The organism is Blastochloris viridis (assembly GCF_001402875.1).
Lineage (GTDB): Bacteria > Pseudomonadota > Alphaproteobacteria > Rhizobiales > Xanthobacteraceae > Blastochloris > Blastochloris viridis.
The window spans coordinates 183,195-207,617 of sequence record NZ_CP012946.1 but is presented as its reverse complement, the minus strand read 5'-3'; the positions used below and the strand labels follow the sequence as shown (position 1 = coordinate 207,617).

The window sequence follows — 24,423 nt, the reverse complement described above, 5'->3', positions numbered from 1 at the left end:
TCCCACTTTTGCGGAGAATGCTCTAATGCCCAGCTGTCGTCCCGGGTCACGGCAAAGCCGCTCGCCCGGGACGCCACGTTCGATTGACGGAGGCTCCGCGATGTCCGGCGACATCCCGCCCCGACCGGAGCCGGCGGCCGGCGAATCCCGCGTCTGCGTCGCCCGCATCGCCGGCACTTACGGTGTGCGCGGCGAGGTGCGTCTGCTGGTCTTCACCGAGGACCCCGACGCCCTCCGCACGCTGGGACCGTTCGAGGACCAGGCCGGCACCCGCACCTTCTCGCTCACCAGCCTTCGCCCGCACGGCGAGGGTTTTGTCGCCCGCCTGGCCGAGATCGCCAGCTGCGACGACGCCGAGGCGCATCGCAATACCGATCTGTTCGTCCCCCGCGCCCGCCTCCCCGCCATCGACGACGAGGAGACGTTTTATCACGCCGACCTGATCGGCCTTGAGGCCCGCACCCCGTCCGGCGATATCGTCGGCAAGGTGGTGGCGGTGCAGAACTTCGGCGCCGGCGATATTCTCGACATCGCGCCGACCGGCAGCAAAACCAGCCAGATGGTGCCGTTCACCAAAGCGATGGTGCCTTCGGTCGACCTCGGCGCCGGCTACCTCACCCTCGCCTCAGCCGACGTCGTGGTGCCGCCGGCGCCGCGCCGATCCCGGAGCCCCCGCCCGTGAGCGTTTCGCCCTCCCCCGTCCGCGCGCTGATCTTCGACATGGATGGTACGCTGGTCGACAACATGGCCGCCCACACCGCGGCGTGGGGCGAATGGCACGCCCGCCGCGGCCTGCCGTTCGACCAGCCGAGCTTCTTCGACCGCACCGCCGGCCGCACCGACCTCGACATCCTGGCCGACCTCGAGCCGCAGCGCTCGCGCGCAGACTTGGTCGCGCTCGGCGAGGAGAAAGAGGCGATCTACCGCGAGCTGTTCCTGCCGCAGCGCCGGCTCACCGCCGGCACCGCAGCGCTGTTGGCCGAGGCCGGCCGTCGCGGCCTGCCGATGGCGGTAGCGACCGCGGCACCGCCGCCCAACATCGATTTCATCCTCGATGGCTTGGGCATCCGCCGCCATTTTCGCGCCGTGGTATCGCCGGCGCTCGGCCTGCCCGGCAAGCCGGCGCCCGATATGTTCCTGGAGGCGGCCGAGCTGATGGCGGTCGAGCCCGCTGCCTGCCTGGTGTTCGAGGATGCCCCGCTCGGCGTCGAGGCCGCCAGGCGCGCCGGCATGCGCGCGGTGGCGCTGACCACCACGCTGCCGGCGGCGGCGTTCGCCGGCAATCCCCACGTCATCGAAACCCGCCCTGACTTCGCCGGCTTCGATCTCGCCGCGTTGACCGGGCCCGGACTGGCAGCATGAGCTGGCGCGCCGACATCCTGACGCTGTTCCCCGAGGCGTTTCCCGGACCGCTCGGGCTGTCGCTGGCCGGGCGCGGGCTCAACGACGGCAAGTGGGCGCTCGCCGCCACCGACATCCGCGGCTTTGCGCTCGACCGCCACCGCTCGGTCGATGACACCCCGGCCGGCGGCGGCGCCGGCATGGTGATGCGCGCCGACGTGCTGGCGCGGGCGATCGACGCGATCGCGCCCGAAGGCGATCCCAGGCCGCGCCTGTTGATGTCGCCGCGCGGCGTGCCGCTGACGCAACAGGCCGTGCGCGCGCTCGCCGCCGGCCCCGGCGTCGTGGTGGTGTGCGGCCGGTTCGAAGGGGTCGACCAGCGCGTGATCGAGGCCCGCGCCCTTCAGGAGGTCTCGATCGGCGACTACGTGCTGTCGGGCGGCGAGATCGCGGCGATGGCGCTGCTCGACGCCTGCGTGCGGCTGATCCCCGGGGTGATGGGCAACGCCGAGTCGGGCACCGAGGAGAGCTTTTCGTCCGGCCTGCTCGAATACCCGCAATATACCCGCCCGCAGCTGTTCGAGGGCCGCGGCATCCCGGAGGTCGTCACCTCCGGCGACCACGCCAAGGTGGCGGCGTGGCGGAAGGCGGAGGCCGAGCGGCTGACGAAGGCGCGAAGGCCGGACCTGTTCGCTGCCTACGTGGCCGGAAACGCATGACAGGCGCGGCCGCTTCGTGTATGGACGCCCGTCCCAACTGAAAACAGCGTGCCAAAGCGCTCGCGGTCCTTGGGTGACCCAAAGGTCCGCGCACGGAGTCATGTCATGAACATCATCGAACAGCTCGACCAGGAACAGATTGCCAAGCTCTCCGCGAGCAAGGAGATTCCGACGTTCCAGCCGGGCGACACCGTCATCGTCAACGTGAAGGTGGTGGAAGGCGACCGCTCGCGCGTGCAGGCCTATGAGGGTGTCTGCATCGCCCGCAACGGCGGCGGCCTCAACCAGAGCTTCACCGTCCGCAAGATTTCCTACGGCGAGGGCGTCGAGCGCGTGTTTCCGCTCTACTCGCCGCTGATCGACTCGATCAAGCTGGTCCGCCGCGGCAAGGTCCGCCGCGCCAAGCTCTATTATCTGCGCGATCGCCGCGGCAAGTCGGCCCGCATCGCCGAGCGCACCGACAACACCGACAAGGCCAACAAGGCCAAGAAGTGATCGAGCCCGTCCGCTGGCCGGCGGGGCTCGCAGCTCCGCCTCCAGCGCCTTGACGATCAAACGGCCCGCTGCCTCGGCAATGCGGGCCGTTTTCATTTTTCGTGCAACGGGCCGGGGGCGTCGGCAGCCCGGAGGACCGCGTCGTGCCCGCGGCAACGACTACCTGGCTTCGTTGCGCGCCTGCAGGATCCAGCGGTGGCCGAACGGATCGCGCACCGCCGCGAAGCGCAGCCCCCAATAGGCGTTGGTCGGCGCCATTTCCGGCGCCGCGCCGTTGGAGACCGCGCGCGCGTACCAGGCATCGACCAGTTCGATCGACGGCAGCATCAGCCGGAGCGACACCGAGGCACCCTCGCCGGGCAATGGCGGCGCCGTCGTCTCCGCCTCGCTTTCGGTATCCGACAGCACGATCAGGCCGCGATTGATGGTCAGCTCGGCGTGGGCCACCCCGCCGGCGCGACCGGGCAGGCAGCGCCGCTCCACCGCGTCGAACACATTCCGATAAAACGTCATCGCCGCGGCCGCGTCGGTCACGGTCAAGTGCGGCGTCAACGGCGGGTAATCCCGCCCGACTGCGAGCATTCCTGGTCCTCGTCGCCTCGCCCGGCCTAGGGGCCGCGAAGCTCTTCCCTGCATAATTTTGGCCGGAGGATTTCCGGCTCCGAGCCCGGCGGGCTCGGAAATCCTGCGGCCGGTGTGGTCCTGCAGGATTGCATTGGCCGGACTCTGAGCACGTCAAATCCGGCAAGACTGTGTGGGCCGTCCCGATCCGCGTAGTCTTACTAAAGCCCGCGCGGCGGTCCGGAATGTCCCTTGGGCAATCCTGCGCAAGGCGGCGCCGGCAATCAAACCCCGGAGGACTGCCTACGGCCATGCTCGCGCGGTAAATTGCTCCGGCGACGCGGGCGCAGCGCCGCGGCGCGGCGGCAGGCCACGGCCATCGCACCATGTTGATTCGTGCCACGTTGCGCCCGCCGAAGCCGCGTGATACCCCGCGCCACTCCGTTCATACTTGCGGCGCGGTGCGCCCGTTCACGAGTTCGCGATCCGATGACCAAGCCCCGTACGCTCTACGACAAGATCTGGGACGACCATTTGGTCGAGGTGCAGCCGGACGGGACCTGCCTGCTCTATATCGACCGCCACCTCGTTCATGAGGTGACCAGCCCGCAGGCGTTCGAGGGGCTGCGCGTCGCCGGCCGCAAGGTGCGCGCACCGCAGAAGACCCTCGCCGTGGTCGACCACAACGTGCCGACCTCCGACCGCACCAAGGGCATCGACGATCCCGAGAGCGCGCTGCAGGTCGCGACGCTGGCCGACAACGCCCGCGATTTCGGCATCGAGTATTACAGCGAGATCGACGTCCGCCAGGGCGTGGTCCACGTCGTCGGCCCCGAGCAGGGCTTCACCCTGCCCGGCACCACCATCGTGTGCGGCGACAGCCACACCTCGACCCACGGCGCGTTCGGCGCGCTGGCCCACGGCATCGGCACCTCCGAGGTCGAGCACGTGCTCGCCACCCAGACGCTGATCCAGTCGAAGGCCAAGAACATGCGGGTCACGGTGGACGGCCAACTACCGGCCGGCGTCACCGCGAAAGACGTCGTGCTCGCCATCATCGGCGAGATCGGCACCGCCGGCGGCACCGGCTCGGTGATCGAATATGCCGGCGAGGCGATCCGGGCGCTGTCGGTGGAAGGCCGCATGACGGTCTGCAACATGTCGATCGAGGGCGGCGCGCGGGCCGGCATGATCGCGCCCGACGAAAAGACCTTCGCCTATATCAAGGACCGCCCCAAGGCCCCCAAGGGCGCCCACTGGGACGCCGCGCTGCGCTACTGGGAGACGCTGCGCAGCGACGACGGCGCCCACTTCGACCACGAGCTGAGGCTCGACGGCGCCAATTTGCCGCCGATCGTGACCTGGGGCACCAGCCCCGAGGACGTGGTGTCGGTCGCCGGCGTGGTGCCGAACCCCGACGACATCCAAGATGAGAACAAGCGCGCCTCCAAGTGGCGGGCGCTGGACTATATCGGCCTGAAGCCCGGCCAGAAGATCACCGACATCGCCGTCGACGTGGTGTTCGTCGGCTCCTGCACCAATGGCCGCATCGAGGATCTGCGGGAGGCCGCCAAGATCGCGAGCGGCAAGACCGTGCATCCGGCCGTGCGGGCGCTGATCGTGCCGGGCTCGGGCTTGGTGAAGGCGCAGGCCGAGGCCGAGGGGCTGGATGCGATCTTCAAGGCCGCCGGTTTCGAGTGGCGCGAGCCGGGCTGCTCGATGTGCCTCGCCATGAACCCGGACAAGCTCAAGCCGGGCCAGCGCTGCGCCTCGACCTCCAACCGCAATTTCGAGGGCCGCCAGGGCTTCAAGGGCCGCACCCACCTGGTCTCGCCGGCGATGGCGGCAGCGGCGGCGATCGCCGGGCGGTTCGTCGACGTGCGCGAGTGGGCATAACGACAAAAGCCACGCGGCCTTGCCGCGTGGCTTTCAACGTCGATGACCGGCGATAGGTCAGCGTTCGGCTGCCGCCGCTGGAATATTACCAGCGGCTGCGCCAGCCCCAACCGCCGCCGCCGCCGCGCACGAGGCTGATGAGAAACAGCAGCACCAGCGCGCCGATGGTGGCGTTGACGATGGCGGCGACAATGCCGGCGCCGAGGTGAACGCCAAGCTGCGGCAATAGCCAGCCGCCGAACAAGGCGCCGAGCAGCCCGACCACCAGGTCGCCGAGCAGGCCAAACCCGGTGCCGCGGAAAACCTGGCCGGCCAGCCAGCCGGCGATGAGCCCGACCACGAGGATGACGAGCAGGCTTTCGTTGGATAAATTCATGGTGGCCTCCGCCAGCGCGGAATGCGCCGATCACCAACGCGCGCCGGCACTGTGAAGTTCCGGGCGCAGGCTCAGCCGTAGCGGCGCTGCGCCTCGACGGCAAGGCCGGTGCCGACCGCGCCGAAGCGGTCGCCGTCGACCACCGCGGCCTGCGGCACCAGACCCCGGATCACCGAGCGCACCGCCGGGATGGCGCTGGTGCCGCCGGTGAAGAACAGCGCGTCGACGTCCGCCGCCTCAAGGCCCGCCGCTTTGAGGCAGCGCCGGACGGTGTCGGCAAGGCGGCGGGTGAGGCGTGCCGTGGCATCCTCGAAGCCGGCGCGGCTCGCTTCGGCGGCAAGGCCCGCCTCCAGCCAGGACAAGTCGATTGCGGCGCGCTCATCAGCTGACAGCGCGATCTTGGCCGCCTCCACCGCCATCAGGATGCCGTGGCCGCGCCGCGCCTCAATGACGTGCAGCAGGCGCTCGACCAGCTCCGGCTGCGCCGCGTCGCGGCGGGTGGAGCGGATCTGCGAAATCGCCTTGGCGTCATAGAGCCGATTGACCTGCGACCAGGTAGCAAGGTCCCAATAGGGCCCGCCCGGCACGTCGATGTCGCCGCGCGCCATGCGCGAGCCGAAGCCGAACTGCGGCATCACGCTCGCCATGGCGAGGCGCTGATCATAATCGGTGCCGCCGATGCGCACGCCGTCATTGGCCAGGAGGTCGGCGGCGCGGTCGGGCGCCTTGCGCCGCTCCGGGCCAAGCCGCACCACCGTAAAGTCGGCGGTGCCGCCGCCCAGATCCGCGATCAAGGCCAGCGTCTCGCGCCCCACCTCCTGCTCATAGGCCAGCGCCGCCGCCACCGGCTCGAACTGGAACGACACCTCGCTGAAGCCGACCTGATGGGCGACCTCGGCCAGCGTCGCCTCGGCGCGGGCGTCGGCATCAGTGTCGTCGTCGACGAAATGGACCGGGCGACCCATCACCACCTTGCCGAGCGGCTGGCCGAGCTGGTGCTCCGCCCGTGTCTTCACCTCGCGCACGAAGGCGCTGACGATGTCGCGGAAGGCAACGCGGCGGCGGTGAACCTGGGTGGTCTCCTCGATCAGCGCGGTGCCGAGCACCGACTTCAGCGAGCGCATCAGCCGCCCGCCATGGCCCTCGACATAGGCGGCGACCGCCGCCCGCCCGATCAGGAAGCGGGTGTCATGCTCGGTGCCGTAGAACACCGCGGTCGGCAGGTCGGTCGCGGCACCTTCCAGCGCAACGAGGCGCGCGGCGCCGTCGGCAATGCCGAGGGTGGAGTTGGAGGTGCCGAAATCGATGCCGCAATGACGGCCAGGCGGGAGGCGGCGGGGGGTCGGTGTCATCGGTCTTTCGCAGGCGAAACGGCCACCCGGCGCAAAGCGCCGGCCGTGGGCCGAAGCGGGGCAAGGACGGGCGGGAACGGGGAGCGGGTTATAGCTGCCGAGACCGGGAAGAAAAGACCTCCTCGCTCAGCCGATGCCTTCAAGCGCCGCCAGGTGTTTCAAAGCCGAGTCCTCCGAATAGCAGCAGAACGTCACTCGCTCCGGCACCCAAACCTCAGCCAAGCCCGCCAGCGCCGTCGCCACCGCGATCCGCGCGGCGCGGTCGGCCGGGAAGCCGTAGATGCCGGTCGAAATCGCCGAGAACGCGATCGAGGCGAGCTTATGCTCCTGCGCCAGGGCGAGCGAAGAGCGGTAGCAGCCGGCCAACAGGGCGTCCTCGTTCTGCCCGCCCCCTCGCCACACCGGCCCCACCGCGTGGATGACGAAGCGCGCCCTCAGCCGGAAGCCGGGCGTGATCCTGGCCTCCCCGGTCGGGCAGCCGCCGAGCGCCCGGCAGGCCTTGATCAGCTCGGGCCCGGCGGCGCGGTGGATGGCGCCGTCGACCCCGCCGCCGCCGGCGAGCCGCGCATTGGCGGCGTTGACGATGGCGTCGACCTCGAGCGTGGTGATGTCGGCCACCACCACCTCGATCAACGGCCCGGCGCTCTGGCGATGCACGGTGGCCATGGTCATATCTCTCCAGACAGCAGGATTTCGCCGGGTCGCAAGAGTCGCCTCGCCATAAGCTCTCACCTCGCCGCGGCGGCGGCCAGGATGCGCTGAGCGCCGACCGGTGTATGATGCCGCAATGTCCGCTCCCAACCATCCCGACGTCCTGAGCGAAGGCCAGCCGTGCGAGGCTCACGCCAGCGCGGGCCATGACGGGCCGCGGACCTGCGGCCCGCCGCGCGACGCCGCGGCGATTGTGGCGGACGTCGAGGCAGCCTGCACCGGCCGCGAGCGGCGGCTGACCCCGATGCGGCGGCGGGTGCTGGAGGCGCTGGCCCGGCGCGGCCTGCCGCTCGGCGCCTACGACATCATCGACCTGCTCGGCCGGCATGGCGACCGCCCGGCCCCGATCTCGGTCTACCGCGCGCTCGACTTCCTGGTGGCGGAGGGGTTCGTCCACCGGCTCGAGAGCCGCAACGCCTTCCTGATCTGCAAGCACCGCCATGGTGCCGGAGAGACGGTTGTATTCCTGATCTGCGAGCGCTGCGGCTCGACCGCCGAGGCGAGTTCGCCCGAGTTGCAGCGTGCCGTCCACGACGCCGCCGCCGGCCAGGGCTTCCTGCCGCGGGCGCCGGTGATCGAGGTGCCGGGCTTGTGCGCGACCTGCCGGCGGCTGTGAGCGATCCGTTCCCGGCGAAGCGCCGCCCGGCGCCCCGGAGAGGTTCGCATTGACTGTAACGGTGCGCTCTTCTACCTCGACGCCGACCAACGGAGTGTTGCCCATGAACGCGCCCGTGCCCCCCCCGATCGAGACAGCCTCGATCGACGCGACGATCCATCCAGGCTCCCAGGCGGCGCCCAAGCCCCGGCGCCAGTCGGTGGCGGTGATGGTCGGCGGGGTGATGGTGGGCGGCTCGGCGCCGGTCGTCGTCCAGTCGATGACCAACACCGACACCGCCGACGCCGCCGGCACCGCCGAGCAGGTGGCCGCGCTCGCCCGCGCCGGCTCGGAGCTGGTGCGCATCACCGTCGACCGCGAGGAGGCCGCCGCCGCGGTGCCCCATATCCGCGAGCGGCTCGACCGCATGGGCGTCGACGTGCCGTTGATCGGCGACTTCCATTATGTCGGCCACAAGCTGCTCGCCGAATACCCGGCGTGCGCCGAGGCATTGGCGAAGTACCGCATCAACCCCGGCAACGTCGGCTTCAAGGACAAGAAGGACAAGCAGTTCTCCACGATCGTCGAACTCGCAGCCAGGTACGGCAAGGCGGTGCGGATCGGCGTCAACTGGGGCTCGCTCGACCAGGAGCTGCTGACCCACCTCATGGACATCAACGCCCGATCCGACACGCCGATCGACGTGCGCGCGGTGACCCGCGAGGCGATGGTGCAGTCGGCGCTGCTGTCGGCGGCGCGGGCCGAGGACATCGGGCTCACGCGCGATCGCATCGTACTGTCGGGCAAGGTGTCGGCGGTGCAGGACCTGATTGCGGTCTATCGCGAGCTGGCGCGGCGCTCCGACTACGCCATCCACCTCGGCCTCACCGAGGCCGGCATGGGCTCCAAGGGCATCGTCGCCTCGGCGGCGGCGCTGTCGGTGCTGCTGCAGGAGGGGATCGGCGACACCATCCGCGTCTCGCTGACGCCGGAGCCGGGCGCCGACCGCGCGCTGGAGGTCAAGGTCGCCCAGGAAATCCTGCAGACCATGGGCTTTCGCACGTTCGTGCCGCTGGTCGCCTCGTGTCCCGGCTGCGGCCGCACCACCTCGACCACCTTCCAGGAACTGTCCAAGGACATCCAATCCTACATCCTGAGCCGGATGCCGGAGTGGAAGAAGACGTATCCCGGCGTCGAGACGCTGCAAGTTGCGGTGATGGGCTGCATCGTCAACGGCCCCGGCGAATCGAAGCATGCCGACATCGGCATCTCGCTGCCCGGCACCGGCGAGGCCCCCACCGCGCCGGTGTTTGTCGACGGCAAGAAGGCGGCAACGCTGCGCGGGCCGACCCTTGCCGCCGATTTCGAGGCGATGGTCGAGGATTACGTCGCGCGCCGGTTCGGAGGCGGCGCCGCCTCACCTTCAGCTTGAGCGGCGCGAAAGGCGGAACATTGCCTCCTGGTCGATGTTGTCCGGCGCCCTGAGCGGCGCGGGGATTTCGGCGGGCAGGATTGAACGGGCTTGCGAACAGTCGTAAAGCACGCGCCCATGGCGGCGGTCGCGCCATGACGGCCTGTGTTTTCCGCAAATGTGAGTTCGTACGCGAATCGCGACAGATCGACGAGGCGGCCGGCCGATCGGCGCGGCGGATCGTCGTCGGTTCTCCGGAAACAACGACAGGATTTGCCTCCGGCAACACGCCTGCAAAACAATACCGTGGTCATGAACGACGTGATGGACGCCCAGCCGGGCCGTGAAACGCCGGAGCAATCGCCGAACTCACGCGAGCACCACGTCACCGCGGGGCTGGGCGTCATGGCCCTCGGCTCGCTCGGCGTGGTGTTCGGGGATATCGGCACCAGCCCGCTTTACGCCTTCCGCGAGGCCGTGGTCGCCGCCAGCGGCCATGGCGCGGTCGACCGTGCCGCGGTGATCGGCATCCTGTCGCTGATCTTGTGGTCGCTGATCCTGGTGGTGACGGTGAAATACGTCGTCATCCTGCTGCGGGCCGACAACCACGGCGAGGGCGGCACGCTGACGCTGGTTGCGCTGGCGCAACGCGCGCTCGGCCGCGGCGGCAACACCGTCATTTTACTCGGCATCGCCGGCGCGGCGCTGTTCTACGGCGATTCGATCATCACCCCGGCGATCTCGGTGCTGTCGGCGGTCGAGGGCCTGGAATTGATCGCCCCGGCGCTGGAGCCGGTGGTGGTTCCGGTCACGCTGGTGATCCTGACCGCGCTGTTCGCGGTTCAGAGCAGCGGCACCGGGCGGGTGGCGGCGTTCTTCGGGCCGATCATGGCGGTGTGGTTCGCAACGCTGGCCGCCACCGGGCTGAGCCACATCACCGACGATCCGGCGGTGTTCGCGGCGCTCAACCCGCTGGAAGGCGTGGCGTTTCTGTTCGCCCACGGCAAGGTGGCGCTGATCACGCTCGGCGCGGTGTGCCTCGCCGTGACCGGCGCCGAGGCGCTCTACGCCGACCTCGGCCATTTCGGCAGGAAGCCGATCCGGCTGGCCTGGATCGGCTTCGTTTTTCCGGCGCTGGTGCTGAACTATTTCGGCCAGGGCGCGCTGGTGCTCGCCCACCCCGAGGCCATCGAGAACCCGTTCTACCGCATGGCGCCGGAGTGGGGGCTGGCGCCGATGATCGTGCTGGCGACGCTCGCCACCGTGATCGCCAGCCAAGCCGTCATCACCGGCGCGTTCTCGCTCACCCGCCAGGCGGTTCAGCTCGGGCTGATGCCGCGGCTCGCCGTGCTCCACACCTCCGAGAGCCATGCCGGACAGTTTTACATGCCGCGGGTCAACTGGTTCCTGCTTGCCGGCGTGGTGACGCTGGTGCTGCTGTTCCAGCGGTCCAGCGACCTCGCCGCCGCCTACGGCATCGCGGTGACCTCGTCGATGGCGGTCGATGCCATGCTGGCTTTCATCGTGATCTGGAAGGTGTGGGGCTGGCACCGCGCCGCCGCCGCCGCCCTGATCGTGCCGTTCCTGTTCATCGACCTGTCGTTCGTGGTCGCCAACACCCTGAAGTTCGTGCAGGGCGGCTACGTGCCGGTGGCGCTCGGCCTGTTCCTGGCGCTGTTGATGTGGACCTGGGTCAAGGGCTCGCGCATCCTGTTCGACAAGACCCGCAAGTCCCACGTCGCGCTCACCGGCCTGGTGTCCTCGCTGGAGCGCCGGCCGCCGCCGCGCGTGCCCGGCACCGCGGTGTTCCTGACCACCGACGCCGAAACCGCGCCCAGCGCCCTGCTGCACAACCTCAAGCACAACAAGGTTTTGCACGAGAAGAACGTGATCGTCACCGTCGCCAGCGCCGACGAGCCGCGGGTGCCGGACGACCAGCGCGCGGTGGTGGAATGCCTGTCGCCCAGCTTCATGCGTGTCAGGCTGACCTTCGGCTACATGGAATCGCCCAACGTCCCGCGCGGCCTGGCGCTGGCGCGCAAGCTCGGCCTCAGCTTCGACATCATGTCGACGTCGTTCTTCCTGTCACGGCGCTCGCTGCGGCCGGCAGCCGAGCCCGGCATGCCGCTGTGGCAAGACCACATGTTCATCCTGTTGTCGAAGACGGCCAGCGACGCCACCGACTTCTTCCAGATCCCGGCCGGCCGGGTGGTCGAGGTCGGCACCCAGATCACGCTGTAGCGGCCGCTCCGTCGTCCCGGGCAAGCGGCGTCGGCCGCTCGCCCCGGAACGAGGCCATTCACGCCTTGCGGTCGGCAACGAAGCGGGCGGCGGCCTTCAGCATACCGGCGCGGCTTCCGAACGGCGCCAGCGCCGCGGCGGCCTCACCCACCAGTTCCTCCAGCCGCGCGTGGGCGCGGGCGCTGCCCATCAGCCCGATCAGGGTGGCCTTGCCGAGCTCGGCGTCCTTGCCGACCGCCTTGCCGGTGGTCGCCGCGTCACCTTCGGCGTCGAGCAGGTCGTCGGCGATCTGGAACGCCACCCCGAGCGCGTTGGAATAGGCCGCCAGCGCCTGGGTCTCCACCGCCGACGCCCCGCCGAGCCGCGCGCCGGCCTCGCAGGCGTAGGCCAGCAACGCGCCGGTCTTCATGGCCTGCAGCTCCAGCACCTCCGCTTCCGAAAGCGCCAGCGGCTTGCGGTCGACGGCAAAGCGGCCTTCCGCCGCGAGGTCGCGGATCTGGCCGCCGGCCATGCCGCCGACCCCGGAATTGCGGGCGAGCCCGAGCACCAGCGCGATCCTGACCGCCGGGTCGGGATGGGCGGATTCGCTCGCCAGCACCTCGAACGCCAGCGTCATCAGCGCGTCGCCGGCCAGGATGGCGGTGGCCTCGTCGAAGGCGATGTGGGTGGTCGGCCGGCCGCGCCGGAGCGCGTCGTTGTCCATCGCCGGCAGGTCGTCGTGGACCAGCGAGTAGCAGTGCACCAGTTCGAGCGCGCACGCCGTCGGCATCGCCTTTTCGATCGGCACGCCGAACAAGGCAGCGGTTTCCACCACCAGAAACGGCCGGAACCGCTTGCCGCCGGCCAGCGCGCCGTAGCGCATGGCGGCGACCAGACGGTCGCTGCCGCTCACCTGCGGCCCGCCGGCCAGCAAGGATTCCAGCGCCGCTTCGGTGGCAGCGGCAACTTCCGCCAGGCGAGCCGAAAACACGGCTGGGCTGATCACGTCCGACATGCGACAAGTCCCCCTCGCTGGTGGCGATGCCCCAGCCCGCTCGTCCGGTCAAGCTGTTGCTCGGCCCCAGGTCTCACTCTCGGCGGGGATTTTCCCCCCGTGTCCCCCCGCCGCCCGCAATGCATCGTCCCGCTCTCCGCTGGATCGTCCTCACTCTGGCCGCGCTGGCAGCGGTGCCGGTGCTGCTGCTGGCGCTGTACACCGTGGTGGCGCCGGTTTCGACCCTGATGCTGGCGCGCTGGGCCACCGGCCAGCCGGTGGTGCGGATCATGACGCCGATCGCGGCGATCGATCCCCAGCTGATCAAGGCGGTGATCGCCTCCGAGGACACCGGCTTTTGCCGCCACCACGGCGTCGACTGGGGCGAGCTGAAGGAGGTGATCGACGACGCCGACGGCGACGCGCCACGGCGGGGCGCTTCGACCATCACCATGCAGGTCGCCAAGAACCTGCTGCTGTGGCCGGGTCGCAGCTATGTGCGCAAGGCGCTGGAGATTCCGCTGGCGCTCGTCATCGACGCGGTGTGGTCGAAGCGGCAGATTCTTCAGACCTACCTGAACATCGCCGAGTGGGGACCGGCCGGCGAGTTCGGCGCCGAAGCCGGGGCGCAGCGCGCGTTCGGCAAGAGCGCCGCCAACCTGTCGCGTTCGGAAGCGGCGCTGCTGGCGGTGATGCTCCCCAACCCGCACCGCCGCAATGCCGCGCGTCCCGGCCCTGGGCTGCGGCGGGTCGCCGGCACCGTGTCGCGCCGGGCCGCGGCGCTGCCCGACCTTGCGAACTGCATCAGGCGGTAACCGGGCTCTGGCCAACGGCGAAGCGATCGGGTATAGGCACCCCTCCATTCGGTCTCAACGGGCCGCGTGACTACGCGCCCGCGCGTTATTGCTCCGAGGATCATCATGGCCGTTCCGAAGAAAAAGACCTCGCCGTCGCGGCGTGGCATGCGCCGTTCCGCCGACGCGCTCAAGGCGCCGACCTATATCGAGGACAAGGATTCCGGCGAGCTGCGTCGGCCGCACCACCTCGACCGCAAGACCGGCATGTATCGCGGCCGTCAGATCCTGACGCCGAAGGCCGAGGCCTGACACGACGTCCGGCCTCGCGGCCGGACATTCGACGGCCGGCCGGCGAAACCTCCGGTTTCGCTCTGAACATTCCGGCGAGACGTTTTTCTCAATGTCACGGCGGACGTCTCCAGGCCGCTCGATGCCGCCGGCGACCGCCGACCGCTGACTCGGGACGCGGATTTCCGCACCGTTCCGCCTTGGATGCGAAAATCCGTGGGGCGAGACGGCGTCGCAGGGCTTGAGGCGAGAGGGCCATCGGCCGTGCTCGCCCGAACGATGTCGCAGGGGATGCGGGGCAACCTGCGAGAGTTCGGCCCGGCCGCCGCGGTTTTGCCGCGCGGCCTTGCCAGCTTGATTTGCCGCCGGCGCGGCAAGAGCTATCGTTCCCGCCGGGCTGCTCTCCGGAGGTTGCCGCTGTGGTCGGATTTCCGCTGCTGCTGATCCCGTTCGCGATCTATTTCATCCTGGCGTTTCTGATGCCGGGGGTGGAATGGACCGCGGTGCTCGCCGACATCCCGATGATGTCGGGCGCAACGTGGCGCGTCACCTTCTCCGACGCCCTGGTCTGCGCCGCGCTGCTGCTGCTGTTCCTTGAGATCGTCAAGGCGACACGCCCGGCAAACCGCTCCATCGTCGACAATCTGTTGTCGACACTGATCTTCGTCGGCGCGTTGGCGGCGTTCCTCATGCTGCCGCAAGCGGCGACCTCGACGTTCGCACTGCTGGTCGTGATCTCCTTCGTCGACGTGATCGGCGGCTGGTCGGTATCGGTGCGGACTGCCTCGCGCGATTTCAGCGTCGAGCACATCTCCGACTGAACGCCGCGACTGACCCGGTCGCCGGGTGGATCCATTCGGCTCTCGTCTTCACCTCTCCTCGCGGGAGAGATCGGCGAGGATGAGCGAAGTGCCGGAGGCCGCCGCGCCCCGCATCCCTCACCGCCGCAGGCCGCGGCGCTCCTCCTCGATCACCGAGTTGAGTTCGCCGCCATAGACGAAGATCGCCGCGAAGAAATAGAGAAACGCCAGCGCGACCATCACCGAGGCGAGGCCGGCATAGGTGGTGACGTAGTTCGAGGCGAATTCGGCGAGATAGCGGCCAAACGCGGCGCCGGCGCCGAGCCAGAGCAGCAGCGTCACCACGATCCCCGGCCAGACGTCGCCGATGGTGCGCCGCCCGCCCGGCAGCCACAGATGGACGACGATCAGCGTCGCCACCAGCACTGCCGCGGCCGCCGCCAGCCGGATGAATGTGACCGTCCAGCCCAGCGGCTCCAGCGCCGGCGCGAAGCGTACCGCGGTCGCCCATGCCAGCGGCCCCAGCACCACCAGGAACGACGCCGCCAAGATCGCACCGGAGCCGACCAGCACATAGCCGATCGATTCGAGCCGGAGCAGATACCACGGCCTCATCTCCTTGACGCTGTAGGCGCGGTTGAGCCCGATGCGCAGAGATTCGACCCCGTTCGACGCGAAATAGAGCGCCAGCACCACGCCGACGGTCAGCACATCGGTGCGCACCTGGGTGAGAACATTGTGGATTTCACGCGCGATCGGAGTGGCGACCTGGGTCGGCCACGCCTCCAGGATGATCTGAACCGCGGTGTCGGCGAGTTCCTTGGAGCCGAAGAAGCCGGCCAGCGCGGTGAGAAAGATCAGAAACGGGAACAGCGCCATCAGGCTGGACAGCGCGACATGGCTCGCCAACGCCCAGCCGTCGTCGTCCACGAATCGCCAGAACGCGTCGTAGCCGATGCGCCACAGCCGCAGCATCACGCCTCCCTGTCCGCCCGCAGGCTCCGGCTTCCGGCCCACCGGAGCAGCGGTGGGTGGACCGGTTACAGCCGGCGAACTCGACATGCGCGAACCCGATCCGAACAAACCAGGTCCACCCGGTCGACCAACCGGGCGTCCGAACAGGCCGGCAATCGGCGATGCGACAACCGTCGAATCGCCGCGCCACGCGATGAACGCATGACCGTCCGACGACGGCCCGGAGCGCCGCGGAGCCCGCGGTACCGGACGCAATCGGTCATCAATTCGTCGGTACCGGCCGGTTTTGCAAGAGCGAAACCCACCTGATGGTGCCCCCGGCGCGAAAACGGCGGCCTGCCTCACCTTTGGTTTAAGACGACGCCGGTTTTCCGCAGCCTGCCGATCGGCTATGAACAAGGCAAGCGTCCCGTACCCCAAGCCCCCCGATGACCCCCGTCCCGACGCTCAACCGGCTCGCCCCCTTCACCTTCGTCCTGATCTGGTCGACCGGCTGGATCGTGGCGCGGGCGATCGCGCCTTATGCCGACCCGCTGACCTTTCTCGCCCTGCGCTACACCCTGGCCGGACTGTGCCTCGCCGGGTTTGCCCTGCTGGTTTCGGCACCGTGGCCGCGGCGCCCGGCCGAGATCGGCCACGGCCTCGTCTCCGGCATCCTGATCCACGCCATCTATCTTGGCGGCGTTTGGTGGGCAATCGCCAACGGCGTGCCGGCGGGCATCTCCGCCTTGATCGCCGCGCTGCAACCGATCATGACGGCGGTGCTGGCGCCCTGGCTGACCGGCGAGCGCATCCGCTCCGGCCAGTGGTTCGGCATCGCGCTCGGCTTCTTGGGCATCGTTCTGGTGGTGACGCCGAAGATCGCCGCCACCGACTCCGGCCAACTCGGCGCGGTGGTGGTGCCGCTCGCGATCAACGTCGCCGCGATGCTGTCGGTCACCCTCGGCACGCTGTACCAGAAGCGCTTCGTCGCCACCGGCGACCTCCGCACCACCACCGTCATCCAATATGTCGGAGCGCTGATCGCGACGGTTCCGGCCGCGATGCTGATGGAGGAGATGCGCTTCGAGGTGAACCTCGTCACCGTCGGCTGGATGGCATGGTCGGTGCTGGCGATTTCGATCGGCGCGGTGGCGCTGCTGCTGCTGCTGATCCGCAGGGGTGCGGTGGCGCGGGCGGCAGCGCTGATCTACCTGGTGCCGCCGGCCGCCGCGGTGCAGGCTTACCTGTTGTTCGGCGAAACGCTGACCGGCATCCAGCTCGCCGGCATGGCGCTCACCGCCATCGGCGTCTGGCGCGCCACCCGGCACTGACCTCCGGCCCCGCGGCGCGGGGCCGCCTTTCGTCCCATTGCAAACCAATTCGCCGGCAGTAGGGTGCCGGTCGCCCAACACCTTGCCAAAGGATCGATCATGAGCCGCGCCGCTGCCCGCGAGTCCGCCGAGTTCGACATCGTCGCGACCGCCGCCGCCGCGGCCGCTGCGATGGACGAACTGCTCTCCGACGCCACGGCGGCGGTGCGGGCTCTGGTCGCCGTCGACGGCAAGCTGTCATCGGCCGCGCTCGACCGCGAGCAGCGCGCCTGCCATGGCCTGGCCTGGCTCGCGACCTACGTCGAGGCGGTGCGCCAGCTGAGCGCCTATGCCGAGCGCATGCAGGCCGCCGGCCGGTTCGGCGAGACAGAGGCGCTTCTGGTCGAGATCGGCCTTGGCGAATACCTCGCCCAGATCGCCGGCGGCATTGCGATGAGCCAGGGCGAGATCGTCCGCTTGCGCGACCTCGGCCTCGATGCCCACCACCCCGCGCTCGCCGCGGCGGCGGTCGGCACCCTGATCGCGCACGGCAACACTGCGGCAAATCGTGCGCGCCTGACCCAGCTGATGCAGGCGGCCCACGGCGCCGCCACCTTCGGCGACACCGGCCTCGACGACACCTATGAGCAGATGCGCACCGAGATGCGCCGCTTCGCCGACGCCGAGGTGATGCCGTTCGCCCATCATTGGCACCTCAAGAACGCCTACATCCCGCTTGAGCTCGTCGCCAAAATGGCCGAGCTCGGCGTGTTCGGCCTGACCATCCCGGAAGAATATGGCGGCCTCGGCCTCGGCAAGGAGTCGATGTGCATGGTGTCCGAGGAGCTGTCGCGCGCCTATATCGGCGTCGGCTCGCTCGGCACCCGCTCGGAAATTGCCGCCGAGCTGATCCTCGGCGGCGGCACCGAGCAGCAAAAGCAGGCGTGGCTGCCGCGCATCGCCTCGGGCGAGGTGCTGCCGACCGCGGTGTTCACCGAGCCCAACACCGGCTCCGACCTCGCGAGCTTGCGCACCCGCGCGGTGCGGGACGGCGATGTCTACAAGGTCACCGGCAACAAGACCTGGATCACCCATCCGGTGCGCGCCGACCTGATGACCCTCCTCGTCCGCACCAACCCTGCCGAGCCGGGCTATCGCGGCCTGTCGATGCTGCTGGCCGAGAAGCCGCGCGGCACCGACGCCGAGCCGTTCCCGGCCGAGGGCATGACCGGCGGCGAGATCGAGGTGCTCGGCTATCGCGGCATGAAGGAATACGAGATCGGCTTCGACGCCTTTGAGGTGCCGGCTTCGAACCTGCTCGGCGGCGTCGAGGGCCAGGGCTTCAAGCAGCTGATGCAGACGTTTGAGTCCGCCCGCATCCAGACCGCGGCCCGCGCCATCGGCGTCGCCCAGTCGGCGCTGGAGCTGGGGCTGCGCTACGCCGAGGAGCGCGTCCAGTTCGGCAGGCCGCTGATCGCCTTCCCCCGCGTCGCCGACAAGCTGGCGATGATGGCGGTCGAAGTCATGATCGCCCGCCAGATCACCTATTTCGCCGCGCGCGAGAAGGACGAGGGCAAGCGCTGCGACCTGGAGGCCGGCATGGCCAAGCTGCTCGCCGCTCGCGTTGCCTGGGCCGCTGCCGACAACGCGCTGCAGATCCACGGCGGCAACGGCTTTGCCCTGGAGTATCCGGTGTCGCGGGTGTTGTGCGACGCCCGCATCCTCAACATCTTCGAGGGCGCCGCCGAAATCCAGGCCCAGGTCATCGCGCGGCGGCTGCTGGACGGCGGGAACTGAGGGCGGGCCGACGCTGAATGGTCCCGCCGGCCCGCGTCGTTCATCCCGTCGTCCCGGGTCGCGCGGCTGAAGTCGCTTGCCCGGGACGACGACCGGGGCGATCGGCCGCCCCCGCCGCCATTTGACGAACCGCTGCGCGCGCCTAGTTTTGGGGCTGGGCTTCCCCCTCGAACGCGGTGAGTGTCATGGCAAATGGCGTCCGTCTCCCCCACGACGCCTGGGTGCTGGTCGGCGACGGCCGGCGGGCGCTGGTGTTCCAGAACGAGGGCTCCCCGGACAAGCCCCGGCTGGTGGTGCAGCAGGTGTTCGAGGCGCCGCCCAACCCCTCGACCGCCGAGCAGGGGACCGAGCGGCCGAGCCGGGTGGTGGCGTCGGGCGAGGGTGGCAGCCGCCGCAGCGCGGTCGAGCCGACCGACTGGCACGAGATCGCCGAGGCCCGCTTCGCCCGCGATGTCGCCGCAGCGTTGTGCGAAGCCTCGCGCGCCGGCCGCTTCGACAAGCTGGCGGTGGTGGCGCCGCCCAAGACCCTGGCCGAGCTGCGCGACGCCTTCGACGATCCGGTCAAGAAGAAGATCGTCGGCGAGGTCGACAAGACCCTGACCAAGCATCCGGTTGCCGAGATCGAGCGCCTGCTCGCCGGCTGACGGCGGCTCCGGCGGCACGCGGCGCCGGCTGGCCATGGCGCGGCGCCGCGAACGCGCTTAAGTTCGGCGAAGCGGAGCTCGCATGTTCGTCCCTCTTTACGACTACAACCCGCTGCGCCACATCCGGACGCCGTGGGTGACGCGCAGCCTGATCCTCGCCAACGTCCTCATTTACATCGCCTTTCAGGATCCGCTGCTGGTCGGCCCGCTCGCCGCGGAGGCGGTGCTGGCCTCGTTCGGCATGATCCCGGCGGTGGTGAGCGGCTATGCCTACCTGCCGCCGGAGCTGCAGCGCCTGCCGGAAGAGACCACCCTCGTCACCTACATGTTCCTGCACGCCGGCTGGCTCCACCTCGGCACCAACATGCTGTTCCTTTGGGTGTTCGGCGACAATGTCGAGGACGCCCTGGGCCACGCCCGCTTCCTGGTGTTCTACCTCGTCTGCGGCGTCGCCGGCGGATTGCTCCATCTCGCCTCGGCGCCGAATTCCGAAGTCCCGCTGGTCGGCGCGTCCGGCGCGATCGCCGGCTGCATCGCCGCCTATCTGATGCTGCACCCGCGGGTGAAGCTGTGGGTGCTGGTGCTGATGCGCATTCCGCTGCCGATCCCGGCCTGGATCGCGCTCGGCGCCTGGGTCGGCGCGCAGATCGTCAACGGCATCTTGGTGCACGAGGACGGCACGGCGTGGTGGGCCCACATCGGCGGGCTCGTGGCCGGCGCCATCCTGGTGGTGCCGTTGCGCCGGAAGGGCGTGCCCCTGTTCGACCGCGGGCTCGACCGCCCGGCGTGATCGGCCGGGTTCCCCATCACCCGTGATAGCTCAGCGCCACCTTGGCCGCCGCTTCGCGAGCCGCCGCGCGGGCGATGTCGACGTCGCCCGCACGCGCCAACGCCAGCGCCACCCCCATGCGGCGATAGGGCCTGGTGGTCGGCTTGTTGAAGATGCGCACGTCGACGTCCACGCCCGGCACGGAGGGGCGTAGCGCCGCATCCAGCCCGGATATCGAGAAATCGGCAGCGTCGCGATCGGCCAGAATCACCGCCGAGGCGCTGGGGCCGTGCTGGGTGATGGCGGGAATCGGCAGGCCGAGAATGGCGCGCGCGTGCAAATCGAACTCGGTGAGGTTCTGCGAGATCAGCGTCACCATGCCGGTGTCGTGCGGGCGCGGCGACAGCTCGGAGAAGATCACCTCCTCGCCCTTAACGAAGAACTCGACCCCGAACAGGCCATAGCCGCCGAGATTGTCCACCACCGCCTTCGCCATGGCCTCGGCCGCGGCGATCGCCGCCGCCGACATCGCGGCCGGCTGCCAGCTTTCCTGATAGTCGCCGCGCTCCTGGCGGTGGCCGATCGGCGGGCAGAACACCACGCCGTCGCGGGTGCGGATGGTGAGGAGGGTGATCTCGTAGTCGAAGGGGATGAAGCTCTCGACGATCACCCGCTTGCGGTCGCCGCGCATGCCCTGCGCGGCGTAGGCGAAGGCGGCGTCCACCGCGTCGGTCGTGCGCACGGTGCTCTGGCCCTTGCCCGACGACGACATCACCGGCTTGACGACGCAGGGCAGGCCGATCGCGGCCACCGCCGCCCGCATCTCCGCCAGCGTCTCGGCGTAGCGGTAGCTGGAGGTCGGCAGCCCCAGCTCGGTGGCCGCCACCTCGCGGATGCGGTCGCGGTTCATCGTCATGATGGTTGCCCGCGCCGAGGGCACCACGGTGAAACCGCGATCCTCGTAATCCTTCAGCACCTCGGTGCGGATGGCCTCGACCTCGGGCACGATCAGGTCGGGCGCGTGCTTGTCGATCGCCGCGGCCAGCGCCGCACCGTCCAGCATCGAGAACACCTCGGCCGCGTCCGCGACCTGCATTGCGGGCGCGCCGGCGTAGGCGTCGCAGGCGACGACATACGCCCCCAGACGTTTGATGGATATCACGAATTCCCGGCCGAGCTCACCTGAGCCCAGCAGAAGAACCTTCGTAACCGACGCCATGGACGGCCAACTCCCAATCAGCAAGCGGCGGGACCATACCGGAGGCCCACCTTGCGCGGAACCAGCTTTGCCACCCTGCCCGAGCCTCACGCACACCGATCGGCTGCCGCTACGGCAGAAAACCGGCCTCGGCACGGCCTGATCGGCGGTGCCAGACGCCTCGGCCGGCACGGCGTGTGAGACGGCATCGCCGAGGATTCTAAGCCTGCCGCATAATTGACAATCGCCCCCTCGCCGCTACCGTGCCTTCGCTTCGTGCGCTGCAGAGCGTCGACAAGAACAGCGCGCAGCCGGCAATTCGCGCCCCGTTCGGGGACGACGGCGTGACCGCTGCGCCGCGGGGAGATTTGCATGAAAGTTCTGGTGCCCGTGAAGCGGGTGGTGGATTACAATGTCAAGATCCGCGTCAAGGCGGACGGTTCGGGCGTTGAACTTGCCAACGTCAAGATGTCGATGAATCCCTTCGACGAGATTGCCGTCGAGGAGGCCATCCGCCTGAAGGAAAAGGGCCACGTTACCGAGATCGTGGCGGTGTCGGTCGGGCCGGCCCAGGCCACCGAGACGCTGCGCACCGCGCTCGCCATGGGCGCCGACCGCGGCATCCTGGTCAAGACCGACGCCACGGTTGAGCCGCTCGCCGTCGCCAAGATTCTCGCCAAGCTCGTCGAAAGCGAAGCGCCCGGGCTCGTGATCATGGGCAAGCAGGCCATCGACGACGACTGCAACCAGACCGGCCAGATGCTGGCGGCGCTGCTGGGGTGGCCGCAGGGGACGTTCGCCTCCAAGGTGGTGCCGGGCGAGGGCTCCTTCGACGTCACCCGCGAGGTCGACGGCGGCCTCGTCACCGAACGGCTGACGCTGCCGGCGGTGGTGACCACCGACCTTCGGCTCAACGAGCCGCGCTATGCCAGCCTCCCCAACATCATGAAGGCGAAGAAGAAGCCGATCGACGAGACCAGCCCCGAGGCGCTGGGCGTCGACGCCGCGCCCCGGCTCAAGGTGCTGACGACCGCCGAGCCCGCCGCCCGCAAGTCCGGCGCCAAGGTCGGCTCGGTCGCGGAGCTGGTGTCGAAGCTGAAGAGCGAAGCAGGGGTGCTTTAATGACGACGCTTTTGATCGCCGAACACGCTGGGGACCATCTCTCCGACGCCACGGCGAAAGCGCTCAGCGCTGCCCGCCAGCTCGGCGCCCCGGTCCACGTGCTGGTGGCGGGCTCCGGCGTGCGCGCCATCGCCGACGCTGCCGCCGCGCTGGAAGGCGTGGAGAAAGTGCTGCTGGCCGACGACGCCCGCTACGGCCACCTGCTGGCCGAGCCGGTCGCCGCGCTGGTGGTGTCGCTTGCCGGCAGCTATGGCGCCCTGCTCGCGCCCGCCACCACCACCGGCAAGAACCTGCTGCCGCGCATCGCCGCCCTGCTCGACGTCATGCAGGTGTCGGAAATCACCAAGGTGGTGTCGCCCGACACCTTTGAGCGGCCGATCTACGCCGGCAACGCCATCCAGACCGTGCAGTCGACCGACAAGGTCAAGGTCGTCACCGTCCGCACCGCGAGCTTCGCCGCCACCGGCGCCAGCGGCGCGGCGGCGCCGGTCGAGACGGTGGCCGCGGCCGGCGATCCCGGCCTGTCGAGCTTCGTCGGCGAGGAGCTGTCGGTCTCCGACCGCCCCGAGCTGACCTCGGCCAAGATCATCGTCTCGGGCGGCCGGGCGATGCAGTCGCGGGAGAATTTCGCCAAGTATATCGAGCCGTTGGCCGACAAGCTCGGCGCGGCTGTCGGCGCCTCGCGCGCCGCGGTCGACGCCGGCTTTGCCCCCAACGACTGGCAGGTCGGCCAGACCGGCAAGGTGGTGGCGCCGGACCTCTACATTGCCGTCGGCATTTCAGGTGCCATTCAGCATCTCGCCGGCATGAAGGACTCCAAGGTGATCGTCGCCATCAACAAGGACGAGGAGGCGCCGATCTTCCAGGTGGCGGACTACGGCCTGGTGGCCGACCTCTACCAGGCGCTGCCGGAGCTGCAGGACGAGCTGGCCAAGCTCGGAAAATGATCAAGGCTTCCGGTCCGCAGGGACTGGGCCCATAGTTCCGCTCGCCGAGACGTCCGCGCGGCAGGCTCGGCGAGCGGGTCCATCTGGAACGGTCGACCCCGGACAGACGCGGGCGCGCGACTGTGCCGCGTGGTGCCAGCGTACGCAGGGTTGCTCTCAACGGCGTCGTCGGTGCGGCGGGCCGAGCGGATGGGAATGATGACGTTCGAGATCAAGAAGATCGGGATCATCGGCGCCGGCCAGATGGGCAACGGCATCGCCCATGTCTGCGCCGCCGCCGATTATGAGGTCGTGCTGAGCGACGTCTCCGAGGACCGCGTCAGGTCCGGGCTGGCGACCATCACCGGCAACATGGCGCGCATGGTGGCCCGCGGCAAACTGAGCGACGAGGCGCGCAAGACGGCGCTCGACCGCATCAAGCCGTCCGTCGGGCTCGCGCGGCTGGCCGATTGCGACCTCGTCATCGAGAGCGCGGTCGAGAAGGAAGACATCAAGCGCAAGATCCTGGTCGATCTGTGCGCGGTGCTCGGGCCGCGTGCCATGATCGCCACCAACACCTCCTCGATCTCGATCACCCGCCTTGCCGCGGTGACCGACCGCCCCGAACGGTTCATGGGCATTCACTTCATGAACCCGGTGCCGTTGATGGAGCTGGTCGAGCTGGTGCGCGGCATCGCCACCGGCGAGGAGACCTTCGAAGCCTCCAAGGCGTTCGTGCGGCGGCTCGGCAAGACCTATTCGGTGGCCGAGGACTTCCCGGCCTTCATCGTCAACCGCATCCTGCTGCCGATGATCAACGAGGCGGTCTACACCCTTTATGAGGGCGTCGGCACCGTCGAGGCGATCGACAATGCGATGCGGCTCGGCGCCAATCACCCGATGGGGCCGCTGCAACTCGCCGACTTCATCGGCCTCGACACCTGCCTGTCGATCATGCAGGTGCTTCACGACGGCCTCGCCGACTCCAAGTACCGGCCGTGCCCGCTCCTGGTGAAATACGTCGAGGCTGGCTGGCTCGGCCGCAAGACCCAGCGCGGCTTCTACGACTATCGCGGCGAAAAGCCGGTGCCGACCCGCTGAGCCAAACCATGGCGCCGGCCCGCCCCAGGGCGGGCCTTCGGTC

The 24,423-nt window shown here is 69.4% G+C and carries 25 protein-coding genes; 18 read left to right on the top strand and 7 right to left on the bottom strand.

Features of this window, described 5'->3' with window-relative positions:
- The first annotated feature begins 100 nt into the window (after positions 1-100).
- The 4 genes from rimM to rplS all read left to right on the top strand — a co-directional run bounded on the left by rimM (position 101) and on the right by rplS (position 2,555).
- Positions 101-682, top strand: a complete 582-nt coding sequence (gene rimM / locus BVIR_RS00985) for a ribosome maturation factor RimM (RefSeq protein WP_055036048.1) — start codon at positions 101-103, stop codon at positions 680-682.
- Positions 679-1,362 (top strand): HAD family hydrolase, encoded by a 684-nt coding sequence (locus BVIR_RS00980; RefSeq protein WP_082416531.1) that lies wholly within the window; start codon positions 679-681, stop codon positions 1,360-1,362. Before rimM ends, BVIR_RS00980 begins: the two co-directional genes overlap by 4 nt.
- Entirely contained in the window at positions 1,359-2,060 is a 702-nt protein-coding gene (gene trmD / locus BVIR_RS00975) for a tRNA (guanosine(37)-N1)-methyltransferase TrmD (protein WP_055036046.1), read from the top strand. The genes BVIR_RS00980 and trmD overlap by 4 nt, the downstream gene beginning before the upstream one ends.
- Positions 2,061-2,165: 105 nt before the next feature.
- Positions 2,166-2,555: a 50S ribosomal protein L19 gene (gene rplS, locus BVIR_RS00970; protein WP_055036045.1), complete on the top strand. Its 390-nt coding sequence runs from the start codon at positions 2,166-2,168 to the stop codon at positions 2,553-2,555.
- A 159-nt stretch (positions 2,556-2,714) separates the two neighbouring features.
- On the opposite strand, the gene BVIR_RS00965 is transcribed toward rplS, so the two are convergent.
- Positions 2,715-3,089, bottom strand: a complete 375-nt coding sequence (locus BVIR_RS00965) for a VOC family protein (protein WP_236823779.1) — start codon at positions 3,087-3,089, stop codon at positions 2,715-2,717.
- 516 nt (positions 3,090-3,605) lie between these two features.
- Here BVIR_RS00965 and leuC point away from each other — a divergent pair.
- Complete coding sequence (gene leuC / locus BVIR_RS00960) at positions 3,606-5,012, top strand: 3-isopropylmalate dehydratase large subunit (protein ID WP_055036043.1); 1,407 nt, start codon at positions 3,606-3,608, stop codon at positions 5,010-5,012.
- 85 nt (positions 5,013-5,097) lie between these two features.
- Here leuC and BVIR_RS00955 read toward each other — a convergent pair whose 3' ends face one another.
- The 3 genes from BVIR_RS00955 to BVIR_RS00945 all read right to left on the bottom strand — a co-directional run bounded on the left by BVIR_RS00955 (position 5,098) and on the right by BVIR_RS00945 (position 7,406).
- A complete protein-coding gene (locus BVIR_RS00955; RefSeq protein ID WP_055036042.1) occupies positions 5,098-5,388 on the bottom strand; it encodes a GlsB/YeaQ/YmgE family stress response membrane protein in 291 nt (96 codons plus the stop codon).
- Positions 5,389-5,459: 71 nt separating this feature from the next.
- Positions 5,460-6,740 carry an Hsp70 family protein gene (locus tag BVIR_RS00950; protein ID WP_055036041.1) on the bottom strand — a complete coding sequence of 427 codons (1,281 nt, stop codon included), beginning with the start codon at positions 6,738-6,740 and terminating at the stop codon, positions 5,460-5,462.
- 126 nt (positions 6,741-6,866) lie between these two features.
- Complete coding sequence (locus BVIR_RS00945) at positions 6,867-7,406, bottom strand: O-acetyl-ADP-ribose deacetylase (RefSeq protein ID WP_055038585.1); 540 nt, start codon at positions 7,404-7,406, stop codon at positions 6,867-6,869.
- 121 nt (positions 7,407-7,527) lie between these two features.
- Between BVIR_RS00945 and BVIR_RS00940 the strand changes: the two genes are divergently transcribed.
- The 3 genes from BVIR_RS00940 to BVIR_RS00930 all read left to right on the top strand — a co-directional run bounded on the left by BVIR_RS00940 (position 7,528) and on the right by BVIR_RS00930 (position 11,698).
- Positions 7,528-8,067 carry a transcriptional repressor gene (locus BVIR_RS00940; RefSeq protein WP_082416528.1) on the top strand — a complete coding sequence of 180 codons (540 nt, stop codon included), beginning with the start codon at positions 7,528-7,530 and terminating at the stop codon, positions 8,065-8,067.
- 103 nt (positions 8,068-8,170) lie between these two features.
- Entirely contained in the window at positions 8,171-9,478 is a 1,308-nt protein-coding gene (gene ispG / locus BVIR_RS00935; protein WP_082416526.1) for a flavodoxin-dependent (E)-4-hydroxy-3-methylbut-2-enyl-diphosphate synthase, read from the top strand.
- Between the two features lie 384 nt (positions 9,479-9,862).
- A complete protein-coding gene (locus tag BVIR_RS00930) occupies positions 9,863-11,698 on the top strand; it encodes a potassium transporter Kup (protein WP_236823778.1) in 1,836 nt (611 codons plus the stop codon).
- Positions 11,699-11,756: 58 nt separating this feature from the next.
- Here the strand turns inward: BVIR_RS00930 and BVIR_RS00925 are convergent, their stop codons facing one another.
- On the bottom strand, positions 11,757-12,692 hold the full coding sequence (locus BVIR_RS00925) for a polyprenyl synthetase family protein (RefSeq protein WP_082416524.1): 936 nt from the start codon (positions 12,690-12,692) through the stop codon (positions 11,757-11,759).
- Between the two features lie 119 nt (positions 12,693-12,811).
- Here BVIR_RS00925 and BVIR_RS00920 point away from each other — a divergent pair, with 119 nt between their 5' ends.
- From BVIR_RS00920 to BVIR_RS00910, 3 genes are all read left to right on the top strand, one after another.
- Entirely contained in the window at positions 12,812-13,486 is a 675-nt protein-coding gene (locus BVIR_RS00920) for a transglycosylase domain-containing protein (protein ID WP_055036040.1), read from the top strand.
- A 105-nt stretch (positions 13,487-13,591) separates the two neighbouring features.
- Positions 13,592-13,777 carry a 50S ribosomal protein L32 gene (rpmF, locus tag BVIR_RS00915; protein ID WP_055036039.1) on the top strand — a complete coding sequence of 62 codons (186 nt, stop codon included), beginning with the start codon at positions 13,592-13,594 and terminating at the stop codon, positions 13,775-13,777.
- A 398-nt stretch (positions 13,778-14,175) separates the two neighbouring features.
- A complete protein-coding gene (locus tag BVIR_RS00910; RefSeq protein WP_055036038.1) occupies positions 14,176-14,577 on the top strand; it encodes a hypothetical protein in 402 nt (133 codons plus the stop codon).
- A 117-nt stretch (positions 14,578-14,694) separates the two neighbouring features.
- Here BVIR_RS00910 and BVIR_RS00905 read toward each other — a convergent pair whose 3' ends face one another.
- The gene (locus BVIR_RS00905) at positions 14,695-15,531 is read right to left on the bottom strand and encodes a YihY/virulence factor BrkB family protein (protein WP_055036037.1); all 837 of its coding nucleotides are present in this window, start codon (positions 15,529-15,531) and stop codon (positions 14,695-14,697) included.
- Between the two features lie 428 nt (positions 15,532-15,959).
- Between BVIR_RS00905 and BVIR_RS00900 the strand changes: the two genes are divergently transcribed.
- The 4 genes from BVIR_RS00900 (at position 15,960) to BVIR_RS00885 (ending at position 20,054) form a co-directional block, all read left to right on the top strand.
- Entirely contained in the window at positions 15,960-16,844 is an 885-nt protein-coding gene (locus tag BVIR_RS00900) for a DMT family transporter (protein WP_055036036.1), read from the top strand.
- Positions 16,845-16,943: 99 nt separating this feature from the next.
- Positions 16,944-18,620, top strand: a complete 1,677-nt coding sequence (locus BVIR_RS00895) for an acyl-CoA dehydrogenase family protein (protein ID WP_055036035.1) — start codon at positions 16,944-16,946, stop codon at positions 18,618-18,620.
- Positions 18,621-18,805: 185 nt separating this feature from the next.
- On the top strand, positions 18,806-19,264 hold the full coding sequence (locus BVIR_RS00890; protein WP_055036034.1) for a host attachment protein: 459 nt from the start codon (positions 18,806-18,808) through the stop codon (positions 19,262-19,264).
- 82 nt (positions 19,265-19,346) lie between these two features.
- A complete protein-coding gene (locus BVIR_RS00885) occupies positions 19,347-20,054 on the top strand; it encodes a rhomboid family intramembrane serine protease (RefSeq protein ID WP_055036033.1) in 708 nt (235 codons plus the stop codon).
- Between the two features lie 16 nt (positions 20,055-20,070).
- Here BVIR_RS00885 and purT read toward each other — a convergent pair whose 3' ends face one another.
- Positions 20,071-21,252, bottom strand: a complete 1,182-nt coding sequence (gene purT / locus BVIR_RS00880) for a formate-dependent phosphoribosylglycinamide formyltransferase (RefSeq protein ID WP_055036032.1) — start codon at positions 21,250-21,252, stop codon at positions 20,071-20,073.
- Between the two features lie 351 nt (positions 21,253-21,603).
- Between purT and BVIR_RS00875 the strand changes: the two genes are divergently transcribed.
- The 3 genes from BVIR_RS00875 (at position 21,604) to BVIR_RS00865 (ending at position 24,380) form a co-directional block, all read left to right on the top strand.
- Positions 21,604-22,353 carry an electron transfer flavoprotein subunit beta/FixA family protein gene (locus BVIR_RS00875; protein WP_055036031.1) on the top strand — a complete coding sequence of 250 codons (750 nt, stop codon included), beginning with the start codon at positions 21,604-21,606 and terminating at the stop codon, positions 22,351-22,353.
- Entirely contained in the window at positions 22,353-23,300 is a 948-nt protein-coding gene (locus tag BVIR_RS00870; RefSeq protein WP_055036030.1) for an electron transfer flavoprotein subunit alpha/FixB family protein, read from the top strand. Before BVIR_RS00875 ends, BVIR_RS00870 begins: the two co-directional genes overlap by 1 nt.
- 198 nt (positions 23,301-23,498) lie before the next feature.
- The gene (locus tag BVIR_RS00865; protein ID WP_055038580.1) at positions 23,499-24,380 is read left to right on the top strand and encodes a 3-hydroxybutyryl-CoA dehydrogenase; all 882 of its coding nucleotides are present in this window, start codon (positions 23,499-23,501) and stop codon (positions 24,378-24,380) included.
- The last annotated feature ends 43 nt before the right edge of the window (positions 24,381-24,423 follow it).

Excerpts from the sequence above, each read along its gene's own strand:
- BVIR_RS00865 (WP_055038580.1), top strand. The coding sequence starts at position 23,499 with ATGACGTTCGAGATCAAGAAGATCGGGATCATCGGCGCCGGCCAGATG.
- BVIR_RS00885 (WP_055036033.1), top strand. The coding sequence starts at position 19,347 with ATGTTCGTCCCTCTTTACGACTACAACCCGCTGCGCCACATCCGGACG.
- purT (WP_055036032.1), bottom strand. The coding sequence starts at position 21,252 with ATGGCGTCGGTTACGAAGGTTCTTCTGCTGGGCTCAGGTGAGCTCGGC.
- BVIR_RS00950 (WP_055036041.1), bottom strand. The coding sequence starts at position 6,740 with ATGACACCGACCCCCCGCCGCCTCCCGCCTGGCCGTCATTGCGGCATC.
- ispG (WP_082416526.1), top strand. The coding sequence starts at position 8,171 with ATGAACGCGCCCGTGCCCCCCCCGATCGAGACAGCCTCGATCGACGCG.
- BVIR_RS00940 (WP_082416528.1), top strand. The coding sequence starts at position 7,528 with ATGTCCGCTCCCAACCATCCCGACGTCCTGAGCGAAGGCCAGCCGTGC.
- BVIR_RS00905 (WP_055036037.1), bottom strand. The coding sequence starts at position 15,531 with ATGCTGCGGCTGTGGCGCATCGGCTACGACGCGTTCTGGCGATTCGTG.
- BVIR_RS00870 (WP_055036030.1), top strand. The coding sequence starts at position 22,353 with ATGACGACGCTTTTGATCGCCGAACACGCTGGGGACCATCTCTCCGAC.
- BVIR_RS00925 (WP_082416524.1), bottom strand. The coding sequence starts at position 12,692 with ATGTCGGACGTGATCAGCCCAGCCGTGTTTTCGGCTCGCCTGGCGGAA.
- BVIR_RS00895 (WP_055036035.1), top strand. The coding sequence starts at position 16,944 with ATGAGCCGCGCCGCTGCCCGCGAGTCCGCCGAGTTCGACATCGTCGCG.
- leuC (WP_055036043.1), top strand. The coding sequence starts at position 3,606 with ATGACCAAGCCCCGTACGCTCTACGACAAGATCTGGGACGACCATTTG.
- rimM (WP_055036048.1), top strand. The coding sequence starts at position 101 with ATGTCCGGCGACATCCCGCCCCGACCGGAGCCGGCGGCCGGCGAATCC.
- BVIR_RS00890 (WP_055036034.1), top strand. The coding sequence starts at position 18,806 with ATGGCAAATGGCGTCCGTCTCCCCCACGACGCCTGGGTGCTGGTCGGC.
- BVIR_RS00930 (WP_236823778.1), top strand. The coding sequence starts at position 9,863 with ATGGCCCTCGGCTCGCTCGGCGTGGTGTTCGGGGATATCGGCACCAGC.
- rplS (WP_055036045.1), top strand. The coding sequence starts at position 2,166 with ATGAACATCATCGAACAGCTCGACCAGGAACAGATTGCCAAGCTCTCC.
- BVIR_RS00900 (WP_055036036.1), top strand. The coding sequence starts at position 15,960 with ATGACCCCCGTCCCGACGCTCAACCGGCTCGCCCCCTTCACCTTCGTC.
- BVIR_RS00955 (WP_055036042.1), bottom strand. The coding sequence starts at position 5,388 with ATGAATTTATCCAACGAAAGCCTGCTCGTCATCCTCGTGGTCGGGCTC.
- BVIR_RS00875 (WP_055036031.1), top strand. The coding sequence starts at position 21,604 with ATGAAAGTTCTGGTGCCCGTGAAGCGGGTGGTGGATTACAATGTCAAG.
- trmD (WP_055036046.1), top strand. The coding sequence starts at position 1,359 with ATGAGCTGGCGCGCCGACATCCTGACGCTGTTCCCCGAGGCGTTTCCC.
- BVIR_RS00945 (WP_055038585.1), bottom strand. The coding sequence starts at position 7,406 with ATGGCCACCGTGCATCGCCAGAGCGCCGGGCCGTTGATCGAGGTGGTG.
- BVIR_RS00920 (WP_055036040.1), top strand. The coding sequence starts at position 12,812 with ATGCATCGTCCCGCTCTCCGCTGGATCGTCCTCACTCTGGCCGCGCTG.
- rpmF (WP_055036039.1), top strand. The coding sequence starts at position 13,592 with ATGGCCGTTCCGAAGAAAAAGACCTCGCCGTCGCGGCGTGGCATGCGC.